The sequence below is a fragment of the Desulfosporosinus sp. HMP52 genome, assembly GCF_000765145.1.
GTDB lineage: Bacteria > Bacillota > Desulfitobacteriia > Desulfitobacteriales > Desulfitobacteriaceae > Desulfosporosinus.
Window position 1 is genome coordinate 50,937 of sequence record NZ_JMGA01000056.1, and the last position, 23,182, is coordinate 74,118.

Annotated in this window: 19 protein-coding genes, 1 tRNA gene and 1 pseudogene; 16 read left to right on the forward strand and 5 right to left on the reverse strand. The window is 38.7% G+C overall.

The genetic code is table 11. The annotated features are described in order from the left end of the window. The first annotated feature begins 28 nt into the window (after positions 1–28). The 6 genes from DP73_RS18460 to DP73_RS18485 all read left to right on the forward strand — a co-directional run bounded on the left by DP73_RS18460 (position 29) and on the right by DP73_RS18485 (position 4,649). Entirely contained in the window at positions 29–1,141 is a 1,113-nt protein-coding gene (locus tag DP73_RS18460; protein WP_034601558.1) for a sodium ion-translocating decarboxylase subunit beta, read from the forward strand. A gap of 174 nt (positions 1,142–1,315) precedes the next feature. Continuing rightward, positions 1,316–1,528: an acetyl-CoA carboxylase biotin carboxyl carrier protein subunit gene (locus DP73_RS18465; protein WP_034601560.1), complete on the forward strand. Its 213-nt coding sequence runs from the start codon at positions 1,316–1,318 to the stop codon at positions 1,526–1,528. Positions 1,529–1,658: 130 nt separating this feature from the next. Beyond that, positions 1,659–3,446 (forward strand): carboxyl transferase domain-containing protein, encoded by a 1,788-nt coding sequence (locus tag DP73_RS18470; RefSeq protein ID WP_348982462.1) that lies wholly within the window; start codon positions 1,659–1,661, stop codon positions 3,444–3,446. A gap of 132 nt (positions 3,447–3,578) precedes the next feature. After that, complete coding sequence (locus DP73_RS18475; RefSeq protein WP_034601562.1) at positions 3,579–3,968, forward strand: hypothetical protein; 390 nt, start codon at positions 3,579–3,581, stop codon at positions 3,966–3,968. 12 nt (positions 3,969–3,980) lie between these two features. After that, positions 3,981–4,505 carry a carboxymuconolactone decarboxylase family protein gene (locus DP73_RS18480; RefSeq protein WP_034601563.1) on the forward strand — a complete coding sequence of 175 codons (525 nt, stop codon included), beginning with the start codon at positions 3,981–3,983 and terminating at the stop codon, positions 4,503–4,505. 67 nt (positions 4,506–4,572) lie between these two features. After that, positions 4,573–4,649 (forward strand) — tRNA-Pro (locus DP73_RS18485). Positions 4,650–4,731: 82 nt separating this feature from the next. Here the strand turns inward: DP73_RS18485 and DP73_RS18490 are convergent. Both DP73_RS18490 and DP73_RS18495 read right to left on the reverse strand, forming a co-directional pair. Next, positions 4,732–5,919 carry a site-specific integrase gene (locus DP73_RS18490; protein WP_034601564.1) on the reverse strand — a complete coding sequence of 396 codons (1,188 nt, stop codon included), beginning with the start codon at positions 5,917–5,919 and terminating at the stop codon, positions 4,732–4,734. 16 nt (positions 5,920–5,935) lie between these two features. Continuing rightward, positions 5,936–6,490: a hypothetical protein gene (locus DP73_RS18495; protein ID WP_034601565.1), complete on the reverse strand. Its 555-nt coding sequence runs from the start codon at positions 6,488–6,490 to the stop codon at positions 5,936–5,938. A gap of 119 nt (positions 6,491–6,609) precedes the next feature. Between DP73_RS18495 and DP73_RS24045 the strand changes: the two are divergent. The 5 genes and pseudogenes from DP73_RS24045 to DP73_RS18515 form a co-directional block, all read left to right on the forward strand. Further along, positions 6,610–6,708, forward strand: a pseudogene (locus DP73_RS24045) (RNase III inhibitor); the annotation flags it as partial. A gap of 695 nt (positions 6,709–7,403) precedes the next feature. Next, positions 7,404–8,492 carry an AAA family ATPase gene (locus DP73_RS18500; protein WP_034601566.1) on the forward strand — a complete coding sequence of 363 codons (1,089 nt, stop codon included), beginning with the start codon at positions 7,404–7,406 and terminating at the stop codon, positions 8,490–8,492. Then, on the forward strand, positions 8,492–9,154 hold the full coding sequence (locus tag DP73_RS18505) for a DUF4276 family protein (RefSeq protein ID WP_052090849.1): 663 nt from the start codon (positions 8,492–8,494) through the stop codon (positions 9,152–9,154). The genes DP73_RS18500 and DP73_RS18505 overlap by 1 nt, the downstream gene beginning before the upstream one ends. Positions 9,155–9,445: 291 nt before the next feature. Next, a complete protein-coding gene (locus DP73_RS24335; protein WP_348982464.1) occupies positions 9,446–10,048 on the forward strand; it encodes a hypothetical protein in 603 nt (200 codons plus the stop codon). Next, positions 9,997–12,195 (forward strand): DEAD/DEAH box helicase family protein, encoded by a 2,199-nt coding sequence (locus DP73_RS18515; RefSeq protein WP_348982465.1) that lies wholly within the window; start codon positions 9,997–9,999, stop codon positions 12,193–12,195. Before DP73_RS24335 ends, DP73_RS18515 begins: the two co-directional genes overlap by 52 nt. A gap of 559 nt (positions 12,196–12,754) precedes the next feature. On the opposite strand, the gene DP73_RS18520 is transcribed toward DP73_RS18515, so the two are convergent. Then, the gene (locus DP73_RS18520; protein ID WP_034601570.1) at positions 12,755–13,042 is read right to left on the reverse strand and encodes a hypothetical protein; all 288 of its coding nucleotides are present in this window, start codon (positions 13,040–13,042) and stop codon (positions 12,755–12,757) included. Between the two features lie 334 nt (positions 13,043–13,376). Here DP73_RS18520 and DP73_RS18525 point away from each other — a divergent pair, with 334 nt between their 5' ends. The 5 genes from DP73_RS18525 (at position 13,377) to DP73_RS18545 (ending at position 17,576) form a co-directional block, all read left to right on the forward strand. Next, positions 13,377–13,667: a hypothetical protein gene (locus DP73_RS18525; RefSeq protein ID WP_052090851.1), complete on the forward strand. Its 291-nt coding sequence runs from the start codon at positions 13,377–13,379 to the stop codon at positions 13,665–13,667. Positions 13,668–13,707: 40 nt separating this feature from the next. Next, positions 13,708–14,178 carry a ferritin family protein gene (locus DP73_RS18530; RefSeq protein ID WP_034601571.1) on the forward strand — a complete coding sequence of 157 codons (471 nt, stop codon included), beginning with the start codon at positions 13,708–13,710 and terminating at the stop codon, positions 14,176–14,178. A 466-nt stretch (positions 14,179–14,644) separates the two neighbouring features. Then, positions 14,645–15,139: a VUT family protein gene (locus DP73_RS18535; protein ID WP_034601573.1), complete on the forward strand. Its 495-nt coding sequence runs from the start codon at positions 14,645–14,647 to the stop codon at positions 15,137–15,139. A gap of 287 nt (positions 15,140–15,426) precedes the next feature. Beyond that, entirely contained in the window at positions 15,427–16,593 is a 1,167-nt protein-coding gene (locus DP73_RS18540) for a WYL domain-containing protein (RefSeq protein ID WP_034601575.1), read from the forward strand. A gap of 5 nt (positions 16,594–16,598) precedes the next feature. Next, positions 16,599–17,576 carry a WYL domain-containing protein gene (locus DP73_RS18545; protein ID WP_034601576.1) on the forward strand — a complete coding sequence of 326 codons (978 nt, stop codon included), beginning with the start codon at positions 16,599–16,601 and terminating at the stop codon, positions 17,574–17,576. 197 nt (positions 17,577–17,773) lie between these two features. On the opposite strand, the gene DP73_RS18550 is transcribed toward DP73_RS18545, so the two are convergent. Further along, positions 17,774–18,178 (reverse strand): response regulator, encoded by a 405-nt coding sequence (locus DP73_RS18550; RefSeq protein ID WP_052090853.1) that lies wholly within the window; start codon positions 18,176–18,178, stop codon positions 17,774–17,776. Between the two features lie 200 nt (positions 18,179–18,378). Next, positions 18,379–22,536, reverse strand: coding sequence for a GAF domain-containing protein (locus DP73_RS22165; protein WP_052090855.1), 4,158 nt, complete (start codon positions 22,534–22,536; stop codon positions 18,379–18,381). Positions 22,537–23,182: the final 646 nt, after the last annotated feature.

A 23,182-nucleotide genomic window follows, 5' to 3' on the forward strand; every position in this document is an offset into this window, starting at 1 on the left:
AATCTTATAAAAAAGGAGTATTTGTCAAATGGAGCTTTTTCAAAATATGTGGGCAGCCATGGCATTTGATAATCTTTATTGGGGCCATTTTGTTATGTGGGCCATAGCCTTAACGTTTGTTTACCTGGCCATTAAAAAAGGGTTTGAGCCGCTTCTCTTATTACCGATTGCTTTTGGAATTCTTTTAGTTAACCTTCCATCGGATATCATGGAACCTAATCAAGGATTGCTTTGGCGTTTCTACCATTATGGCGAAGAGTGGGCAGTGATTCCTCCCTTGATCTTCCTGGGCATTGGAGCTATGACTGACTTTGGTCCGGTTATTGCAAATCCCAGGACTCTCCTTTTAGGTGCAGGTGCTCAAGGAGGGGTGTACGTCACTTTTTTTGGTGCTTTAGCGTTAGGGTTCAGTATTGACCAAGCCGCTGTCATCGGCATCATTGGAGGAGCTGACGGACCAACGACGATTTTTCTAGCTTCTAAACTTGCTCCAGAAATGATGGGAATTTGCGCAGTGGCAGCCTACTCTTATATGGCATTAGTTCCGGTTATCCAACCTCCAATTATGAAATTGCTAACCACTGAAGCTCAGAGAAAAATCCGGATGAAATCCTTACGCAAGGTATCGAAATTGGAAAAAATTTTTTTTCCTATTATTACGGTTATAGTAATTACCCTAGTTGTACCAGATGCTGCTGCTCTCATGGGTATGTTCTGTTTTGGTAACCTGTTAAGGGAATCCGGGGTGGTAGAGCGGCTGAGTCTTACCGCTCAAAATGAACTTATGAATATTGTGACAATATTCTTGGGAATTTCAGTTGGGGCCACAATGCCGGCAGAGGTGTTTTTAAGTCCAAAGGTCATCGGGGTGTTTGTTTTAGGTTCGGTCGCTTTTGCCGCCTCTACCGCCTGTGGCATTGGTTTAGCTCACCTCATGAACCTTTTTAGTAAAGAAAAAATAAATCCGCTAATCGGCGCTGCCGGTGTTTCAGCTGTTCCTATGGCTGCCCGAGTAGTTCATAAAGTGGGTTCAGAGGCAGATAAGAAAAACTATCTGTTAATGCATGCTATGGGACCCAATGTGGCTGGTGTTATCGGGACCGCAGTGGCAGCAGGCATGTTTCTAAGCGTGTTGAAGTAAAAAATATTATGTACCTGAGTTAAGGTGATTATCCGCTTAAGCACATTAAGTCACCTGGAAAAGCTAATTGCAGCTCTGATTTGGTAGCATACATTAGAATTGCCGGGTAAGGACTTTCATTCTTAACTTTAGAATATAAGAGAAAAAATAGTAATTTTAAGGAGGAAATTAATAATGGCAACTATTGAAAGCCCAATGGCAGGGAAAGTTTTTCAGATTCTCGTTAAGGTTGGAGATGCTATTGCTGAAGACGATGAGGTAATTATCCTTGAAGCTTTGAAAATGGAAAATCCAATTTTTGCACCGGAAGATGGCATTGTCAAAGAAATTGTCGTTAAAGAAGGTCAGCAAGTTGCTGATGGTGATGTGCTAATTGTCCTTGAATAGTTTTAAATAATTATAAGCTTGGAAGTTGAGAATTAATTCAGCTTTCAAGCTTTATCCTAAACTAAACGGAAGAGACAGCTTATACCTAATTTATCAAAGCACAATTGGTAATTAAAAGGAGTTGTTTTAGGTGAGTGAGTTCGGATATTCAATGCCCAGATATTTTTCTAAGATGCAGGATCTAGGAAGTGCCTTAAAAAAGGTAAATACAAAAAATGCCGATGAGCTGTTAGCAGTTGAAGCTGAAATTGATGCTGAGGTTAATCGAATTAAAGCAGGTGGGAAACCTGACTCTAAAGTTAATGCTGGCGGAGAATGGACGGCCTGGCAGCGTATTGATTACCTAGTTGAACCTGGTACCTGGTGTCCGCTGCACACCATTTTTGATCCGACCTTCAACGAAGAAGGGACCACCGGAGTAATCGACGGAATAGGAAAAGTTAACGGTAGATGGGTCGTAGTGATTGCTTCGGATAACAAGTATTTAGCTGGTGCTTGGATTCCGGGGCAAGCAGAAAATATTACCCGAGTAACCGACATAGCTAAGAGAATGAACTTGCCGTTAGTATGGATTTTAAACTGTAGTGGGGTGAAGCTTAGCCATCAAGAAGAGGTATACGCAAATCGTATCGGTGGAGGAACTCCCTTCTATAGACATACAGAACTTGAGCAGTTGGGTCTGCCAGTTATTGTAGGTATCTATGGGACGAATCCGGCCGGCGGGGGATATCACAGCATTAGCCCCACTATTTTGATCGCCCATAAGAAAGCGAACATGGCTGTCGGGGGGGCTGGAATTGTTGGCGGAATGAGTCCTAAAGGCTATATCGATGAGGAAGCTGCTCAGTCCTTAATTGATGCCACGCGCCAATTGAAATCAACACCCCCGGGAAGGGTCGAAATTCACCAAGGTGTTACCGGTTTCTTTCGCGAAGTAGCTGAGACTGAAGAAGGAGTTTTGGATACTATTAAAAAATATGTAGGGGCTCTGCCTGCCTACAATCCGGAGTTCTTCAGAGTTGCCGATCCCGCCGAGCCCAAATTTGCCGTCGAAGATCTCCTCAGCATCGTTCCCGCGAATCAGAGGAGAGTCTACGACATTTACGAAGTCTTAGCACGACTCTTTGATAACAGCGAGCATATGGAATATAAGCCGGACTATGGCATTGAAATGTACACAGGTATTGCTAAAATTGATGGTTTACTTTGTGGATTTGTTGCGAATAAGCAGGGGTTGTTAAAAGACTATCCTGAATACACCAAAGAATATATGGGTATTGGTGGTAAGCTCTATCGTCAGGGCTTGATTAAGATGAGTGAATTTATTACTCTCTGTAATCGTGACAAACTGCCCGTCGTTTGGATTCAGGATACCACTGGTATTGATGTTGGGGATATCGCAGAGTCAGCTGAACTATTAGGCTTAGGACAGTCTCAGATTTATTCGATCCAGAACACTGATATTCCTCAGATGGAGATCACCCTTAGAAAGGGTACAGCTGCGGCACATTATGTATTAGGTGGACCTCAAGGGGGTAAAACCAATGCCTTTAGTATTGGTACTGCGGCTACAGAGATCAATGTAATGCATGGAGAGACTGCTGCGGCAGCTATGTATTCCCGCAGATTAGTTAAAGACCAAGATAACGGTAAATCTCTGGATGATACTATTTCTAAGATGAATGAGCTAATTCAATCATATAATGAAAAATCCAGACCTGCTTACTGTGCCAAGAGAGGTTTTGTTGACGAAATCGTCAAGATGCCAGAGTTGCGCAATTATATCAAAGCATTTGTTAACGGAGTATATCAAAACCCAAAATCCATTTGCCCCGTGCATCAAATGATCACTCCAAGAGTTATTAAAGATCATATGGATATCTATGTGAATAAGAGTACGGTAAGAAATAGTCAATAATATTCTCCAAATTACGAATAAAGCGAGCTATTAAATGCGGCCGCTTTAGTTCCAATATTAAAGCGCAAAAAGCATCTACCATCGCTCTTTGATTAGCTAGGCAGGTGTGATGGGGAAAAGGAGTTGTCTGGGATGTACCAAGTTCGAAGCAAAGAAGTAGACTGTAGAGCTTGTGGAAAGTCTGTCTTAGAGAATTCTAATCATTGTCCACACTGTGGCATTGGAGCACCGGGAATTTATAGCAGATGTCCCAAATGTAAATCAGAGAATTTCGTCTTTCATAAATATGGTTATGCCTTTATGCGGGCTATATTAGCTACTTGTGTTTGCGGCCCAATTGGCCCGGTTTTTGGTTTCATAGGCTACAATAGAATCGAATGTATCTGCTTGTTCTGTAATCAAGGATGGTTCCCATATCAGAAAGATGAACAGCTCGGACCCTTTAATACCCTAGTTGGGGAAGAAGGGAAAATGAGCAGAAGATTTAAAAAATTACCTACTGATATTAGGATTGTAATATAAGGGGGAGTAGCTATGGCTCGATTGCCAATGCTATCACTTGAGGAGATGCCCGAAAAAACAAGAAATATGATCACAGGCGGAAAGTCTGAACTAAGTGTGTTAAATATCAATAAAATGATGGCTCATGCGGAAAAAAGTGCACGGCATTTTATGCGTTTAGGAAATTCTCTGCTGACCCAAGCAAAACTTGATGCTCGCCTACGGGAATTAGCTATCCTTCGGATAGCCAGGTTATGCAACTCACATTATGAGTGGCATCAGCATGAAATTTTAGCTCGTCAGGTTGGCGTTCCGGAGGAGCAAATTGATTCTTTAAGGTTAGACCGGGATCGGTCAATGTTTAATCATCAAGAACTCGCTGTGCTTAGGTATACTGAAGAGGTCACAATAAATGTAAAATCCAGCGAAGAAGCTTTTGAGGAACTATCAAAATCTCTTAGCAATCAAGAGTTAGTAGAGCTAACCCTCACAATAGGTTTCTATAATCTGGTTGCTCGATTCCTTGAAAACACGGAAGTGGAATTAGAGGATAAATAAACTTAGGGGTTGCGATTTAAGTTCTAATATGTTATCCTATAAAAGCCTTCGGAAGAGGGTTATAAGTCGGGGCGTGGCTCAGCTTGGTAGAGCGCTACCTTGGGGTGGTAGAGGTCGCACGTTCAAATCGTGTCGCTCCGACCAGTAATATCAAGGCTTTCAGGGTTTTAGTCATTCTGAAAAGTCGTTCAAATACTGCAACGTTACTGCAATATAGAAATTAAAACTAATCCTCTCGTTTACGAGGGGATTTTTTCTTTAGTAAGTTATTCATTTTATCAGAAGCAGTACGCTTTATTTCTGGCATAACATGAGCGTAAGTATTTCCAGTTGTTGATATATCTGTATGCCCTAGTAGCTCGGAAACGGTTTTAATATTTTCACCTTCTTCAAGTAATCTTGTTGCATAGGTATGTCGTAATGCATGAAGATTTATTTCGCTTGAGATACCGGCTCTTTTGCGGATTTCATAATACTTTTTAGTCAAGAATCTAGGGTTTATTGGTTTTCCGCTTTTTGTACTAAAGATAAGATCGTTATCCTCATATGCTTCTTTAGCATACTTTTTAATTTTTCTTTGCTTGATTCTGTGTAATCTTGTGGCTACTGCTATTTCCTTGGGAATTGGTAGTAGCCTTTTTGATTTTTCGGTTTTAGGACTTTCAAGGATTAAGCCTTCTGATTTAGTTCTTACAAGTGCTTGAACGACATTAATTGTTTTTTCACGAAAGTCTATATCTTTCCAACGTAACCCTAGCACTTCTCCTAGTCTTAATCCTGTTCCAATTAGTATTAAGAATGCTGCTCTTAATACCTCAGTTTCGATGGCTTCTAAGAATGCGTTCATTTCCACTTTGTTCATGGCTTTGACTTGTTTTGTTTCTAGCTTTGGTAAAGTAACCGCTATAGCGGGATTCCAACTAATTAGACGATTCTTTACAGCTTGGGAAAGACATGAGTTGATGATTTGATGGTTTCTCCTGATCGTTGCGGATGCTGCGTTGTTAGTTTTCATTTTGTTATAAAGTTTCTGTATATCACTTGTGTTTAGGTTCCCAAGGGGGATGTCACCTAACTGTGGCATTATATGCTTCTTGATTGATCTTTGGTAGTTCTCCCAGGTGGCTAGTCTTAGCTCCATTTTCTTATAGTTTTCCATCCAATCGGTTAACCATTCCCCGAATGAAAGCTTAGACTGAGCTTGGAGATCAATGCCTTTTTCTAGTTCCTTCATGGCTTCTTTTAGCTTAGCTTTGACCTCGGCTCTTGTTTTGCCATAGAACGTTTTACGTTTAGGTTTGCCTGTCTCGGGATCGGTACCAATTGTGATTTGACTTACCCATTTACCTTCATGAATTCCGCTTTTTCTTTGATGTATGCTACCCTCCCCGTTGGCATTTCTTTGTTTAGCCATTCTCAGTTCTCCTTTCTCATTTGTTAATAAAATAAGTTATTTTTCCGTTTTCAGAAGAATAATTGTAGTTTCCATTCTTCAATAATTGTTCAAATGTAATTATAAATTCATCTTTGCTCTGATTAATTATGTTTGTATACTTATTACCGATTTCAATGCTAGATGGGTTGCGGTTATTTGTATAATTCAAATAATTGGTATAAGCATTTTTTGAGTTGGAAACTAGATTTCTGGTGATGTCTCCAAGAGGTTTGAAGTAATCTGAGTTTTTAAGCATGTTTAATCTTTGATCGCTTTTATCGCAAATTACAATCCCGTCAAGTACTATGGATTTGTAATTATTAATGTTTCTTTTTTCCCATGCGATTTTATGTTGTTCGGATAATAGCATTCTGTTTGCGTTTATTTTATTATTAATATTTTGGAGTTCGCTTAAATACTCAGCATCAGTCCTTGAAACATTAATTCCAATCTGTGTATTTGTGCTTTGATTACTTGGCGGGGAACTTGTATTTAAGGTTTTGATAGAATCTGCAGATGAAGCTGCGTATACAATAACTGAAAAGATCATTAATGGAACAATTAGAAATGTAAAAATTTCCTTGAGTGTTTTTTTGACTTTAGAATTATCATTTTCAGTAACATAGAAAGGGTTGCCTTTCCTGGTAGTGTCGTAAATATCAGATTTCTGCCAATATCGACCGTAAACTGTTTTCCAAAATCCGCAGCGGAAAAGGTTATAATCCCAGCAGGGTTACAGCCATAGCTTTTGGCATCGCTCTCGAGCTGAATGTGGACTGGAGAAGAGCCAGGGTTGCATCAGATAGTGGATCTACTCCACTGTACTTAAACGTGAGTGGAAAAAGGTTCAATATTAAGTTCCTTGTAGGGCTTTGCTGGTCTGGGGCCCGTAGCCTACTGGCGGCAAGATAATTGGAGTACAATTGGTTAATAATTTAAAGAATGGAATCAATTTTTAAATAGGAGAATATACCATGATTTTGAGATAAGGTTGCAGACCAAAAGACGGGACGAAATGCTCAAAATAACGGCACAGGTTGGAGGAATCCTGGTTCTAAGGTCAAGATGCTGACTACCTAAGTGGATGTACCATAACGACTTAGTGGGTATGCAGCAATCGGTTATAATGCAAAAGGCGGCGAAAGCAGCACACCAGTCAGATAGTAGTGAAGATGGGTAGGTCTAAGTGAGTACGGTCTTAGAGCTGTATCAAGACCCACATCTTTAAAGAGTTGCTTCTACGGCTTTTAGGAGGATGGTTTTTCAACAACCTAATTGATATAATGGAGCTAGTCATATCAAATAAATTCCAAAATGATTTATCATTGGAATTCGAAATTCGTCTTTTTCTTGCAATATTGACCTAATAACAAAATTAAAACCTATAATTCAAAGAAGGATTGCAGGATAATAAATAGAATTTATTTATTTCAAAAGTGTATTTAAGAAACTGAGGTGGTATAATGCCGCAACTAGATAGAATCAAAATTAAAGGGTTTAAATCAATTAAGCATTCTGATATCAAACTTTCCTCCCTCAATCTACTTATTGGACCAAATGGGGCTGGAAAATCTAACTTTATTTCTTTCTTTAAAATGCTAAATGAAATGGTTAATGCAAGGTTACAGAATTACGTTACAAAGTCTGGAGGTTCTAATACTCTTTTATATTTTGGACAAAAACAAACAGATTCAATTGATGTATATTTGGAATTCGGCAAGAACACGTATGAGTTTGTTTTAGAACCTACGAATAATAATCAATTGTTTTTCGCTAAGGAGTATATCTCATACTATGATAAATCCTATCCAAAGCCTGAGGAGGACAATCTCGGCTCTGGACACAAAGAAACTTCTTTATTTCGTGCATCAAATAATAAATATTCTGTTGCCAACCAACAAGTTCTGGATTCGCTCAAAAGATGGCGTGTATATCATTTTCATGATACTAGTGAATCATCTAGGATTAAAGGGAATTGTGACATCAATGATAATCGGATTCTTCGACCTGACGGGTCTAATTTAGCAGCTTTTCTCTACCTACTAAAACAAAATCATTTTGAACATTATTCCTATATTCTAAAGACTGTACAATTGATAGCCCCATTTATTGAAGACTTTATTTTAGAGCCTGTAAAATTGAATCCAGACAAGATTCGACTTGAATGGAAACATAAAGAATCTGATAATTATTTTGATATTAGTCAGCTCTCTGATGGCACAATCAGAACTATTTGTATTGCCACATTGTTATTACAGCCAGATCTTCCTTCTTGTATTCTAATTGATGAGCCCGAACTAGGTTTGCACCCTTATGCAATTAACATTTTAGGTTCACTATTTAAAAGTGTGTCTAAAAAAACTCAAATAATTGCTTCAACTCAATCCCTTTTATTAGTTGATCAATTAGAGCCAGAGGATTTAATCGTAGTAGATTACCAGAATGATCAATCCATTTTTAAAAGGCCTACTTCTCAAGAGTTAACAGATTGGCTCGAAGTATACTCCTTAGGAGAACTCTGGGAAAAGAATGTCCTTGGAGGTAGACCATAGTGATAAAGAGAGTAGCCGTTTTAGTTGAGGGGCAAACTGAGGAAACCTTTGTTAAAGAAATCTTGGCTGACCATCTTAGTAGATATCACATTTTCCCATATGCCACTAGGGTGTGTACTAAAAGAGTAAGTAACTGTAGGAGACATAGAGGCGGAGTAGACAGTTACAGCAAAATCAAGACGGATATTCAACTACTTCGTCGAGATTCAAATATAACTGCTATAACAACCATGTTTGATTTCTATGCTTTTCCAACAGATGCCCCTGGATATGCTTCATTGCCAAATGGAAATGGATATGTGCAAGTTGAATATCTTGAAGAGCAAATGAAACAGGATATAAACGACACTAGGTTTATTCCGTATCTAATGTTACATGAATTTGAAGCATTTCTTTTTTGTACTCCTGAAAAAATAGCTTATACTTTTCCTAACTCCGAAGAAAAGGTGGATTTTATTCGTACAATAGCACAATCTGTTGAATCACCAGAGGAAATCAATAATTCTCCATTAACTGCACCGTCGAAAAGAATCTTAGAGATATTTCCCGAATATGAAAAACCTTTTCACGGCTGTTTAACTGTGATGGAAATTGGGCTTGATACAATTAGATCTCAGTGTAGTCATTTTAATCAATGGTTAACAAAGCTTGAGCACCTCTAGATTTTGTTCTACTACCTTCGCCAGAGGCTTGCTAGAAGGTTAATTCGTGCGAAGACAGTGTCCTTCGGGCGCCAGCCAAGCATTCTTTATAATAATCTACCCACGAGTAAACTATTTCCATAATATAGCCTTACATAACATTGAAAATCATGTAAGAGCCCTGACTTACCGGGGCTTTGTTGCATTCTATCAGGCTATACAAACCTCAAATATGGTATATTATAGGAAGGATATTAAGTTTCCTGAACTGGACGGTCAACAGGTAGGTTAAAGTAATTATAGGACGGCATTATGACTTTTGAAGAACTGCTTAAAAAATATCAAACTTTGTTACTTGAAAATAACAGCCTAAAAGAAGAAATAAGCTATTTAAATTCTAAGCTCGGTGTTTCAGAACATCGGGCTATTTCTCATGGAGTCTCAGAAACTTTTTTTGAGGACAGCTTATTTCCGAGTCCTGATGCTGTTTTAGAAGTTCCTAACCAATTATCAGAAAACGAAACTCTGCAATTTAACACAAATAATATGTCAGAACCTAAGGACAAAATTGCATTGTTTAGGTCCCTATTTAAAGGCCGGGATGATGTTTATGCTAAACGGTGGGAAAACAAAAAGAAGGGTACAAATGGATATTCACCGTACTGCTTAAATGAATGGAAGCCTGGGCTATGCAAAAAACCAAAGGAAAAATGCAGTGTTTGCTCTCATAAGGCTTATGCCCCTTTGGATGAAAAGGCAATTGACGATCATTTGAGAGGTCGTAACAATTTAGTTGTGGGAATATATCCTCTGTGCCTGGATGAAACATGCTATTTTTTAGCCATTGACTTTGATGAGGGAGAGTGGCAGAAGGATATTTCACAGCTATGCCAAAGGGCGGTTTGGGAAATTTAATTGCCCTCCCTTTGCAAAAAGCGGCAAGGAGTAAGAATAACAGTGTTTTTATAGATGACATTTTTGAGCCTTACAAGGATCAATGGGAATTTTTATCTACAATAAGAAAGCTCTCCGAACGGGATGTTGAAATGATCATTTCAGGACTTTGCCCTGGAAACGAACTCGGAATTTTGAAAAAGGATGATCAAGAAGAATTAAATAAGCCATGGGAAACTAACCCTGTCAAATTATCAGTGCATGATTTCCCTAGGTCTATAAAAATTGTCAAAGCCAATATGTTATATATCCCGAAATTAGGTATTTCCCAAAGAGCCTTAAATCAATTAAAACGGTTGGCGGCTTTCCACAATCCGGAGTTTTATAAAGCTCAAGCTATGCGGTTATCCGTTAGTAGAATACCCCGCATAATAGCATGCTCTGACGAAACAGAAGACTATCTCTGTCTGCCAAGAGGGTGTGAAGCCGAACTCAAGACTTTTTTTACAGAACTGAAACTTGAACCAGAATTTAGCGATAAAACAAATCATGGCAGAAGCATTAATGTAGAATTTAACGGCTGTTTGCGGGATGAACAACCACTGGCTCTAAAAAAATTGCTTGAGTATGATACAGGAGTGCTCTCTGGAACAACCGCTTTTGGCAAAACAGTGGTTGCCATTAATCTGATTGCTGAGAGAAAAGTTAATACGCTAATTATAGTGGATAAAGTGAATTTGGTAACCCAATGGAAAAGGAGATTAACGGAATTCCTGACCATCCATGAAGATTTACCCGCTTTGGGCGAAGTGAATAAAAAAGGAAGGAAAAAGTCATATAGTATTATTGGGCAACTGGGAGCAGGAAAAAATAACTTGAGCGGAATAATAGATATAGCCGTCATGCAATCCTTAAACAAAATGGATGAAGTCAAGGATTGCGTGAAAAATTATGGCATGATAATCGTGGATGAGTGTCATCATATAGCCGCTTTTAGCTTTGAGAAGGTTATGAAAAGTTCAAATGCCCGATACGTCTTTGGATTAACGGCAACGCCTCAACGAAAAGATGGTCATCATCCGATCATATTTATGCAATGTGGTTCTATTCGCTACAAGGATGATGCTAAAAAACAGGCTGCCAAAAGACCTTTTGAACATTATGTGATACCAAGGTTCACGTCCCTCAGAGTCCCTCTGGATAAGAATGAAAAGGATGTATCCATACAAGAATTCTATTCCGAAATCGTTGTTAATGAATTTAGGAATCAACAGATCCTAGATGATGTAGTTAACAGCTTTGAACAGGGCAGAAACTGTCTCGTTTTAACTGAGCGAACAGCACACGTCGAAATGCTTGCCCAAAAACTAAGGGAGAAAATTCCCGAAGTGATCTCATTAACCGGTGGAATGGGAATAAAAGAGACTAGGGAGATAATGAATAGAATTGCAGAAACACCCGCTGATAAGCAGGTTACCTTGATTGCCACAGGTAAATATATTGGGGAGGGCTTTGACGAACCACGCCTCGATACCTTGTTTTTAGTGATGCCAATATCCTGGAAAGGTACTTTACAGCAATATGCCGGAAGGCTGCACAGACACTTTGCCAACAAAAATGAAGTCCAAATTTATGATTACGTGGATACCCATGTAAGAATGCTTGAGCGGATGTACCATAAACGGCTTAACGGTTATGCAGCCATTGGTTATAAAGCAAAAGGCAGCGAAAGCAGCGCACCAGAGTCAATTGATGTAATTTATGACATGAGCAATTTTCTATCGGTATACACAAACGATATTCTAAATGCTAAAAGAGAGATTATAATCGTTAGCCCCTTTGTTACCAAGAGACGTACACTACATATGTTGGAGCATCTGCGAATTGCCTTGAAAAATAAGGTAAGAATCATCGTAATAACACGACCACCTGAAGATTTTAAGGACAAGAATGCAGGTACATTACACAATACTCTGGATTTATTGAGGGATGCAGGAGTAAGTGTCGTTTTCAAAACGAATATTCACCAAAAATATGCTGTCCTTGACCAACGAATCGTGTGGTATGGGAGTATCAATCTTTTAAGTTTTGGTAGTGCAGAGGAAATTATCATGCGACTGGATAGTACAAATATTGCGAATGAATTAATAAGGAGCCTGGAGAAATAACAGTTCTGAAGCATAGGCTCACAGCTTTTAGAAAGCAATGCAACTGGTAATGCAACGGGGGTAAAAATAGGTAATAAAGTATAACAAAATTAGAAAAGGCACCGGTATGACCGATGCCTGAAACCCTTGATACTAAAGGGTTTTAACAGAATAAGCTAAGTTATAACAAGTTGCTCCGTGTCGTTGGGGTGGTAGAGGTCGCATGTTCAAATCATGTCGCTCCGACCAAATAAGAAATTGGGGAAACTCGCAAAGCAGTGATATAACTGAATTTGCGGGTTTTATTTATTTTTCGGGGTAAAACCATTTTTCTATATAATTCCCTAAATATCCGTTGATTTCCGTACCTTGTCTGACAAATTGGAAGACAGATTTTTGCATTATAGCAGGAGACATGAATTACTTTGTTTAAGGTTAAGATTGGAGGTAGCCACATGGTTCATCGAAAAGGTATTCCTTTAATTGCAGGTTGAGAATGAGGTTAGGATCCTAAATTGGTGCTATCTAATTTAGGATCCTAACAATTTGTTATAAAAAACGGGTTTGTGTTCCTTCAGGATTACTTAAATCGTGAGATCGCCTTTTCAATTGAATCTTTCAACTCACTCCAGGATTTTTCTGTTCCTTCTTTAATATCTTCCCAGCCAAGTTCGCTACTATCTTTGAGTTGCTCATATTTTACCATGAAATCATCTCTTTTTCGTTCAACTTTTTCAACTTGATTAAGATACTCTAATTTCAAGTCTTCCTTAGCAATAGCGATCTCGGCTTTCATCACATCTAATTTGGCATCATATTTTTCTAGGGCAGCCTCGATCTTTTCAATATAAGCTTTGCGTCTTTCCACTTTAGTTCCTCCCCATCCTGTTATCACTTACTAATTCTTGTGAATTTATTTGATGCTACCATTTTAGCCTATATATAGCAATGAGCCAGATTAAGGACGAACATCGTATCGATACCATTTGTTGACCATCCATAAATGTCTGTAGACTTATATATGAGGTTGGTCATATTTCTGTCCATAGATTAGGTTAGGTTGGGTTAGTATCCCATGGATAAGGAAATATTAATATGAAAGGTTGTGAGAGTATGTCAGTCGAAAATTCAGTGGTATCTATTTTCAATACTCACGCTGAGGCAGAGGGGGCTATAAGGAACTTCAGAAATCAGGCTTCGATTTGAAGAAATTATCCGTCGTTGGTAAGGACTTTCAGACGGAAGAGCATGTGGTGGGGTATTACAATACCGGTGATCGAGTTAAATATTGGGGTAAGCTAGGAGCATTCTGGGGTGGACTATGGGGATTACTTATTTGGACAGCGTTCTTATTCATTCCAGGAGTTGGCTCTCTCGTAGTGGGTGGTCCGCTGGTGGTATGGATCGTTGGAGCATTAGAAGGTGCTGCAGTTTTGGGTGGATTGAATGCTATTGGGGCAGCTTTACACAGCATAGGCAATTTTAAAGGATAGTATCGAACAATAGTTAAGTTATTGATTGGGGGAGAAGTTTATGAACATCTTTGAATTTGCAATAAAAATGGAAATCGATGGAGAAAATTATTACAAGGAACAGGCGGAAATCAATAAAGACAATAGTTTAAACACAGTGTTTCTGATGTTGGCAAAGGATGAAAAAATCCACGCCCGAGTTTTGCAACAAAAAGCCAATCAACAAGCGTATGATTTAAGCGAGAATGAAACATTGTCTGAGGCAAAAAACATCTTTAAAAACATGGAGTTCAAACAAACTCCCGACCAATTAAGGGTGTATCGTTCGGCTTTACAAAATGAGCAGGACAGTATCGATCTCTATCGAACCTATTTATCTGAGGTCACGGATGATGAATCAAAACAATTATTTGAATACTTGATAAAACAAGAAGAAGATCACTACATAATCCTTGAGGAGTTAGTTTTGCTGGTGAGTCGTGCCGAAGAATGGGTAGAATCCGCTGAATTCGGGACAAGAGAACAATACTAAATAAGGGAGCTGTCTTACGACGAAGGTAAGAGTATCGAAGAGGAAGATAAGAAAGATATAAGAGCAAGGGCGAGAAAGGTGAGCGTTGATAACTATTCTTGGTTGGCTATGGTAGATCACTATTTATTAATGCAAGTTTCTGAGCATAAATAGAAAGTATTAGAAGGAATGCTGACCAGATCGGATGTTTAGGTCAATGCATGAATAAATAACGTCAGGCCTATCAGTTAATACTGGTAGGCCCGACGTTATATTTTATCCCGAAGTTGCAGCTTCGTTTGTAAATGTAGCTAGAAAAGCTTTAGACCTATTGTGCTTGAAATATAAAGACTTAGAGGGTATTATGAGTTTTGATTAATTTGTTTATAACTAGAAGAAGTCCCTGAATTCATACAAGGGACTTCTTCTAGTTATGAACTTCAAACTGAACAAATCAATTAATGATTTGAGGGAGTGTGTTTAACATATGTTTATGGTTCTAGCTTATTTAACAGCTAATGTTTTAGCAAATTTATCGGTTGCTTATTTTGGCCCTGTCTCTACCCCCATAAATGCCTTTTTATTAATCGCCTTTGATCTCGTTTCTAGGGACGCATTGCACGAGCGGTGGAATCATAAGAATCTTTGGTTAAAGATGGCACTTTTGATATCTACAGGTGCTGCAATCTCATATTTATTAAATCAAGGGGCGGGGCGAATTGCTATAGCATCTTTGATTGCTTTCCTATTAACAGGCTTCACCGATACAGTAGTTTATCAATTATTAAAGAATCACTCGCGTTTCTTAAAAGTAAATGGTTCTAACGTTATATCATCTGCTGTAGATTCAATTGCCTTTCCAACTATTGCCTTTGGCAGTTTCATACCTTGGATAGTATTAGGCCAATTTGTAGCAAAGGTATTCGGCGGGTATTTATGGTCTCTTGTCCTATTCAAAGGGGAGAAAAGGATCTTGAATTAAGTCTATAATCTTATTACAGCTGCAATAGCAAAAAGAGAGTAGTGAGCATAATTAAACTCCTACTCTCTTTTTTATACTAACTCAAATTTCTGTCGCGACCGAGCATAGAGCGAGCGGGGGAAGGGCATCTTATGGCGTTTGAAGAGTTCACCAGCTGCGTGTGCTCTCACCAAGACTCGGCATTAAGCAGAGATTTCTTTATTCAGTTTGTAAGTTTAAAGTTTATTATGCAGGAAAAGACTACCAGAGGTAGAACAATTACACTAAACTAAAATTGAGGTGACAAAATGGGTAAGGCTGATCTTCAATATGAATTGATTAAGACTCTGGCCTTTGCACCGCGGGAGTATACCGTTAAAACCTTAGCTGATCTCTTGGGGGTTAGTCAAATCACTTTAAATCGTAATTTAACGGAGATGGAAAGACGAGGTTGTATTTTTACCTATGATAGTCAAGGACGCATCTTTTTGCAGCAAACCGGCTGGAATGGTTTTAATATCAAAGAGGCAACTCTCCGGCAAATGGAAATTCTGCGCTTTATCAGTGCCTATTCAAACGGGGTAAAGGTGACGGAGATTTACTCCCGCTTTAATGACCATAAAAACGAGAAAACTATAGGTCGAGACTTAAAGGAACTGCTGCAACGACAGCTTATAAGCAATCATCAAGGGATCTATTTGCTTAACTCCAACTTCGTGATTCCGCCTATCCAATTAGACACAGCGGAGAAGAGCTTATTATTTGAACACTTGGCCGTGCAGCAGGAGATGTCCCCTCTTAAGGATGAGGCTAAATCCTTAACAGCCAAGCTGCAAATTTCTTTAAAGATACCGAAAAATGACCAGGATACAGTTATTGTTCATGGCCGTAGGCCCATCGAAGATTTAAGGCGCAGCCATTTTTGTCAACGGTTAGAGGAATGTGCCCGGGCTTGCAAAAAGACCTTGATACTTTATCGTAAAAATGAAGGAGAAGTATCCGAGTTGGAACTAAATCCTCTGGGTATTATGTATCATTGGGGGTTAGATAACTGGTATTTAGCTGCCCAAGATAATGGGCAAGAAGGAAACATCAAAACTTACGTCGTTGATAAGATTCTGGCGATCAAAGAAATAGGCGGAATTTTTTCGAGACCCCCGGGTTTTGATTTAGAGGAGTGGTACAATTACTCTTGGGGAGTTTATCGAGGTGGAAAACCGATTAAAGTAGTTATCCGCTTTCATAATTACTATTCAACCATTAAACGAGTGAAGGCAGAACTCAGTTTTCGGAAAACCTGTGTTTTACGAGAAGATGATGAGGGAATGATTATGGAAGATATGGTGGATGGGCTGGGGGAATTGGCTGTCTGGTTGAGAAGCTTCGGTCAAGGAGTAGAAGTTATCGAACCACATGAATTGCGTGAAGCAGTGATCAAAGATCTGGAGCAGATGCTTGAAAATTATGGAGGATGATTAAAATGGATCCCCATTTACACATGGAAAGAATCCTTGCATTGATCGAGGCGGAGCCCGGCATTACCGGACAGAAAATTGCAGAGGCCTGTGCCGTGCCCTGGTCAATGATTAAAAACGATTTAGAAACTATAATGGAAGCTGCGGCGATTCATATTCCGCTTTATACAGATCTAGACGAAAACAGCGGGCCTGCTGATGACCTAGATGACATAGACGGTGAAATTGCTCCAGAGACCAGGTTTTATCTGGATACCTATAATCGAAAACATAGTCCACTTCATTTGACGGTAGGTGAAGCACTACAGATCTTAAGCTCCGTCAACAGCGAGGAAAAGAGTCCCAAACTTCTCTCTTTAAGGCAAAAGATCCTCCACAGCCTTGATTTAGATAGCCCGGGAACATTCCGCTATGTTAAAGGGAATATGACCACCGCGGCTGAGGTCGACAGTGAGGTATTAATTTTGCTCCAACAGGCGATTTCTAAGCATCGGCAAATCGGCTTTACTTATAATTCTCTTCCCATCACTGCAGACCCCTTGGGGCTAGTGTATTATTCCCGCTTAAGGCAGTGGTATCTTGCGGCAGTTAATGACAGCCTCATCAAGACATTTAATGTCAGTAAAATTATGAACCTCGAGGAACTATCTAAATCCTACATATATCCTGAGGGGTTTTCTCTTAAAGCTGAGTTAGCCCCCCGCTGGGGGATAGAATTTGGCAAGCCCTTTAACGTTAAAGTTCGATTCCTCAACAGGTCTCAAACCTTTAACAAAGTGCGTAAGGATGTCGCTCATCGTCAGTGTAAATTAACCGTCGAAAATGGCGGCGCAAGCCTGTTGTATGAGGATACTATTATAGGAAGAAACGAGTTTTCTGTCTGGATTCTTGGTTTTGGATCAGCAGCAACAGTACTGGAACCTCTTGATTTGAGAGATGAAATTATGGCCAGGGTTAAAGCTGCATTAAGAAACTATAAATAAGTACAAATTTTTCTCCGTGCTATGCTACGGCGTTGTAATTTAGTGAGGGAATATATCAGTGTGCCTTGATGATACGTGCCACTTTTTAGCGATTAACCTTGACGATGGAGAGGGGCAGAATATTTCGTTGCTTAGAGAAGTATGTACAAAATTTAATTTTCAATGCCATTAAATGATCGAGGCTAGGAAATGGCAAGCTAGGCGCTTACCTCTAATTCCTTGGCATATAATAGTTCGCGAATTTTATTAACCAGGGTATCCATATCAAAAGGTTTTTGTATGAAATATTTTGCCCCTAAATCAAGTGCCTGCTGAGTAATGTTTTCATCTCCCATGGCAGATAGCATGATAAATTGAGGCTTTCTATTTATGTTTACAGAATTTATCTTATTAATAACTCCTACCCCGTCAAGTTTTGGCATAATTATATCAAGCACAACAACGTCAGGTTCTTCTTTTATGATTAAGTCAACTGCATCAAGACCATTGAACGCAGTACCTACTACAGTAATTTCATTTTGACAGTCAAGGTACTCACACAATAATTCATTAAATGCTCTATTATCGTCTGCAATCAATACATTGATTTTGTTAATATTCATTTAAAAAATACTCCTTTGCCGTAAGGTATTGCCCATTTGTAATTATAAATATTAGACAATCTATTCTCAAGATTTGGATTAAGACAAGGTTTTCTACATTAGAGGTTTAAATGACAGGATTGTTCTGTTAAAAACCTAATATTCCCAGCAATTTATTGATTATTGTTGAAAATTAACTTATTATAAACAAATTTTTCATTCTAGTCTAAGTATAAATCAGAGAACTCTATGGCAATTGCTTTTAATACTCGTCTATCATCGGGGACAATAATTGGCTTTCCTTGCCCTTTGTCGTTTAATTGATTAATTGGCAATATAACTCTAAACGTACTGCCTTTGCCAATTTCACTAAAAACATTGATTTTACCGCCCATGCCTTTAACCAATGTTTTGACTAACGAGAGGCCGATTCCTGTGCCCTCAGCTTGTCTTGTAAGGGAATTATCTACCTGTCCGAAACGTTCAAATATTAGCTTTTGTTTATTTTTCGGGATGCCCACGCCTTCGTCTTTAACCATTATAACAGCCTTGCTATTTTGGCTTGAGATATTAACCCATATTGATTTCTCTCTGGGTGTAAACTTAATAGCGTTTGATAAAAGGTTTAAGAGGATACGTTCATATTTTTCTTCATCTATAGCCATTTCTAAGCAGTCGGTGTCTGTAGAGAATATTAATTGTATTCCTTTTTCCTTGGCTATACTCTCCACGGATTTCATAATCGCATTGGAAATAAAGATGATATCCCGGTTCTCTAGAGTCATTTTTAAATGTCCGGCATTATACCTCGTGATGTCCAGAAGGTTACTGACTAAACGCATTTGTCTGTAGGTATTAACTTTAATTTTTTGCAGGTGTTTTTTGACCTTATCATGTAAGTTATCACCATATAGATTTTCGATGACTTGTAAAGCGGCATTGATTACATTTAAGGGAGTACGGAACTCATGGCTGACAGTTCCAAGAAACTCATCCTTCATTTTGATTGCCTTTTCAAGAGCTTCATTTTTCTCTCTTTCAACCTCTATCATGAGTTGCTGCTGGCTTCTTAATACTTCCTCTGTTCTTATTCTGTTCAATGAAATAGCAACCTGGTCAACAACTGCTTTCATCAGAGCAAGTTCATCTTCGTTAAAGCTATCTTTAGATTTTGTACCAAATGAAAGCGTACCAATGATCTTTTGCATGTCCATAAGGGGATAACAAGCATATGCTCTTATACCAAAGGACTTTACAAGTTCAGTCCTGATGTCAGGTGAGGACTGAATATTCTCCGCTACTATTTTGCATCTATCTTTTGCTACACAGCCACAGATTGCAACACCGTAATCCAGCCATTCAATTTCATGGGCGATCTCCTTTGGAATTCCGGCACAGGCATTAAGATGTAGACCCATTTTCTCTTCATCAATTAGGTAATTGAAAAAAGTATCACACTTAAGAAACTTCATAATACGAAGACAAAGCTCCTGGACTATCTCCTGTGGCCGGTCACTAGCCAGAAGTTTTCCGGTCACTTCATAAAGGATTTCTGCTTTTTCTTTATTCCATCTGATTTTTTCTTCAGCCTGTTTTTGCTCAATTATGTCAGCTACCTGCCGTGCTAATACATCAAGATGTCTCAATTCACGTTCTGTTGGCTCGTGAGGATCGTTCCAGTGAGTGGATATCATACCTATCAGTCTTCCGCTTCGTGAGCGCAAGGGAGTAGACTGGACGGCATTGATACCTGTTTGCAGATACATAGCTTGGTCTTTTGTACCAAGCATAAAACCGCATTCCTGTACATTTGGCACAATTATACGACGACCTGTACGCAAAGCTTCACTGCAAGTAGTACAGGCAGATTTAGAGTCTAACCACTCCCACAGCTCTGCCGCTTCCGGTTTAAATCCACGGAAAGCCAACAGTTGAAGTTTATCACTGTTACCCTGTCCGGAATGCACCATCTGCAAGCTGGCATATTGTGAATGCATTATTTGCATTGCGGCATCAATAATCTTCTCATACAGTGTCAAAACATTATCTTTACGGAGAAGTTCGATGCTCACACTTTGAAGAAGTTTGGTGTCTGATAATTCTACTTCAAGTAACTCTTTTTGCTCTTTTATCTTTTCTTCATATTGCACCACTTGTGTAATGTCATGGTGGGTTACTACTGCTGATATTAAGCTGTTTTCAGAATCAAAGACAGGAGCGGCATTTATTCCTACATATATGCTCTTGTCAGGGTATTTTACGATTATTCTTTCATTTCTTATCCTTTCACCTTTAAGTACTCTTCTTGTCGGAAGATTTTCTACAGGTATAATGTTATTTTCTAAATCAAAACACACATAGCCATTGTGAATACACTCTAGTTTAGTCTCTGTGCTTACGTCAGGATACATTCTGCGAGCTTCAGCATTTCTTAAAATGCCGTTACCTTGACTATCAAAGATAGCAACAGCACCATTCATGTTTTCAATGACAGCTTCAAGTAGCTCCTTTTGTTTTTTTAAATCATTTGCTAATCTCTTACTCTCGGTGATGTCCTGAATAAGACAAGCAAATAATCCTTGCTTTGGCGAAAAGGCATTTATTAGAAAGTCACGGTTAAGATCCTCAGAAAAACCTTCGAAGGTAGTTGATTCACCTGTCAGCGCTACATTGCCTAATATATTAATCCAGAGCCACGAAGGTAACTGAACCTCTTTTCTTGTTTTGCCAATAATTACTTCTGGCTTTAATCCGATGACTTTATCAAGTGCAGGATTGGCTGCTAAGTATCGATAATCTATTGGCTTTCCTAATTTATCACAAATGATTTCAGCCAGGAAGAAGCCTTCATTCATATGTTCAAAAAGTGTACGGTACCTTTCTTCACTCTCACGCAGCTTTTCTTCGGCCTTCTTGTATTTAGTTATGTCAAGGCTATTTAAAATCCCCATATGAACATTTCCATTCTTGTCAAGGATGGGTGAACCGCTGATCGAAAAAAACAGTTCGGCGTCGGGTTGCCTCATTTGTACTTTTATATTTTTTACCTTTTCTCCTCTTAAAACCCGTGCTGCAGGCATACTTTCAGGGGGGATTTCTCTTCCGTTTTCGTCAAAATACAAGCCTTGTTTGTAAGTGTCGCCAATCTTTTTTACAGACTTAATTAGTTGATAGTTACCGAACTCTTCCTTATTAAACATTAAATAGTTACCGTCTTTATCCAACATTGCTAAAGCATCGGTCATATTCTCAAGAATCGTAGCTAATTGGTCATTTTGCTCCTTAATTTTTCTGGATTGCATTATTATTTCAGTGATATCCCTCGTAGTAAAAACCCCATGCTTAATATTTCCACAGTCGTCATAAATAGGTGTTCCACTTATGCTCATATATTTTTTTTTATCACCAATAATCATCAAAAGTTCATATTGGTCTAAAATCTCACCACGCAGGATTCTGGAGGCAGGTAAATCTTCCTTTTTAAGTACTTGCCCTTCTTGATCATAATACTTTACAGTCTCTAAAGTGCCGCCTATATAATTCGGTTCTACAGAATCCAACCAGTTTCTCACCGTTTTATTTACCTTTATATAATTGCCGTCCTTATCCACCAAGGAAAGTCCGTCAATCATATTGTCTAAAACTAAATTTAATTCTTTTTGGTCTTCTATTTGTTTGCTTTTCAAAACATCTTGTGTTACTTCTCTAACTGTTTCAACCAGAAACTCAACTTTACCATCTTCCAATATAGGCATAACCATTACATCCCAATAGGTAGTGCCTCTATTTAATCCTTCGTAAGTGAATTCCTTGTTAACCAGAGGTATTCCAGTATCGACAACTTTTTGCCATTCATCATTGGAATTGCTGCCTGACCAACCAATACATATCTGATGCAAACTCATACCAATGCTTGTTTCAGGTTTATTAAACGGTTCACCTTGAAAATCCAAGAAGAGTTGATTTGCTTTAAGTAGTAAAAAATCTTCAGCTTGAAAAATGGCAAAACCGCTAAGGTTATACTTAAATTGCTGTTCAATATAGGGAAACCTTTGTTCAATTCTTGAACGGGGTTCTTCCTCGAAAATAAAGATTTTCTCAGTCCTGGTGGCATATCCGGTATGTATTGTTAACTTAACTTTTCTTGGTTCAAGATATTTTGTAAATATAAAAAAGCTCTTTTGGTTTTCATGCATATCGTCAAGATAAACGTTAAACCGCAAGAGGCTGTAAAGATAATCTATACCCTTGTTTACAATTTCAGACCTTCGGTATCCTATAAGTTCTAAAAATCTTTCTCCTGCCTCCAAAATAATACCGTCACTTAATAAAATATAAGGTAAGCCCTCGAACTGACCAATATTAAAGCCTGTACTCATATTAGACACCTCAATTCATTGTGAAACTACAGTTGATTATATCATTTAATTCTATGAGAATTGAAAAAATATCTCCATACTATAGTTTATTTGTTTATAATTGACGGATGTGATGTGTACTTACGATAACCGCCGTGAGGAAGGCAAGCCAGGATGTAAAGAGACCGCTGGCTGGCAACTGCTGGCTTTTCACAGTCCAGGGTTGACCCGATTTACTCTAAAGGTCTATAGCATCAGGTTGTTGACAACCTAAGTTGAAGATGCTAATATATGCATCCGGCCAAAAAATAGGCCGAAACAACAAGTTGAAAATTAGTTATTGACAACGAGAGTTGGAAATGCTAAGATACAACTCCGGTCCAAACAGCCGAAGAGATACCAGAAACCAAAGGTAAAAGAGTTAACACTCAGTGCTAGTCGGTTAAAAAGTGTTGACAACGCAAGTTTAAAATGCTAAGATATAATTCTGGCCCAAACGGGTCAAAACAAAAAACCATGGTCTTTGAAAACTAAACAACAAGGACAGCCAATGAGAGAAACTCGCAAGAGTTTCAAAATAAATCATGAGTCAATCATCTTCTTCTAATGAGAAGTTTGAAATAACTTTTTTTGGAGAGTTTGATCCTGGCTCAGGACGAACGCTGGC

Coding starts and splice junctions, on each gene's coding strand:
- DP73_RS18540 (WP_034601575.1), top strand. CDS start 15,427: ATGGGTAAGGCTGATCTTCAATATGAATTGATTAAGACTCTGGCCTTT.
- DP73_RS18495 (WP_034601565.1), bottom strand. CDS start 6,490: ATGATCTTTTCAGTTATTGTATACGCAGCTTCATCTGCAGATTCTATC.
- DP73_RS18480 (WP_034601563.1), top strand. CDS start 3,981: ATGGCTCGATTGCCAATGCTATCACTTGAGGAGATGCCCGAAAAAACA.
- DP73_RS22165 (WP_052090855.1), bottom strand. CDS start 22,536: ATGAGTACAGGCTTTAATATTGGTCAGTTCGAGGGCTTACCTTATATT.
- DP73_RS18535 (WP_034601573.1), top strand. CDS start 14,645: ATGTTTATGGTTCTAGCTTATTTAACAGCTAATGTTTTAGCAAATTTA.
- DP73_RS18475 (WP_034601562.1), top strand. CDS start 3,579: ATGTACCAAGTTCGAAGCAAAGAAGTAGACTGTAGAGCTTGTGGAAAG.
- DP73_RS24335 (WP_348982464.1), top strand. CDS start 9,446: ATGACTTTTGAAGAACTGCTTAAAAAATATCAAACTTTGTTACTTGAA.
- DP73_RS18545 (WP_034601576.1), top strand. CDS start 16,599: ATGGATCCCCATTTACACATGGAAAGAATCCTTGCATTGATCGAGGCG.
- DP73_RS18530 (WP_034601571.1), top strand. CDS start 13,708: ATGAACATCTTTGAATTTGCAATAAAAATGGAAATCGATGGAGAAAAT.
- DP73_RS18500 (WP_034601566.1), top strand. CDS start 7,404: ATGCCGCAACTAGATAGAATCAAAATTAAAGGGTTTAAATCAATTAAG.
- DP73_RS18490 (WP_034601564.1), bottom strand. CDS start 5,919: ATGGCTAAACAAAGAAATGCCAACGGGGAGGGTAGCATACATCAAAGA.
- DP73_RS18550 (WP_052090853.1), bottom strand. CDS start 18,178: ATGAATATTAACAAAATCAATGTATTGATTGCAGACGATAATAGAGCA.
- DP73_RS18465 (WP_034601560.1), top strand. CDS start 1,316: ATGGCAACTATTGAAAGCCCAATGGCAGGGAAAGTTTTTCAGATTCTC.
- DP73_RS18460 (WP_034601558.1), top strand. CDS start 29: ATGGAGCTTTTTCAAAATATGTGGGCAGCCATGGCATTTGATAATCTT.